At 59.1% G+C, this 296-nt stretch carries 1 pseudogene; it reads right to left on the reverse strand.

Going from position 1 to position 296, the window contains the following annotated elements:
- Positions 1–296 (reverse strand): annotated as a pseudogene (locus PQR53_RS38910) (threonine ammonia-lyase, biosynthetic); the annotation flags it as partial.

The raw sequence follows: 296 nt of genomic DNA on the forward strand, positions 1-296 counted from the left end.
GTTTCCGGCACCTGAATGCCGACCAGAATCGAACTGTAGTCCGCGCCCTGGTTGCGATAGTGGAACAGGCTGATATTCCAGTTCGGCGCCATCGACGACAGAAACTTCATCAGCGCGCCCGGCCGTTCGGGAAACTCGAAGCGGAACAGACGTTCGTCGCGGGCCAAAGGCGAGCGGCCGCCGACCATATAACGGATGTGCTGCTTCGACAGTTCATCGAACGTCAGATCGACGGTGGCAAAACCGTGCGCTTCAAACGCACCCGCAATCTGCGCGGATTCGCTGCGGTTCCTGAT

Source organism: Paraburkholderia fungorum, assembly GCF_046027605.1.
In the GTDB taxonomy this organism is placed as follows: Bacteria; Pseudomonadota; Gammaproteobacteria; order Burkholderiales; family Burkholderiaceae; genus Paraburkholderia; species Paraburkholderia fungorum_F.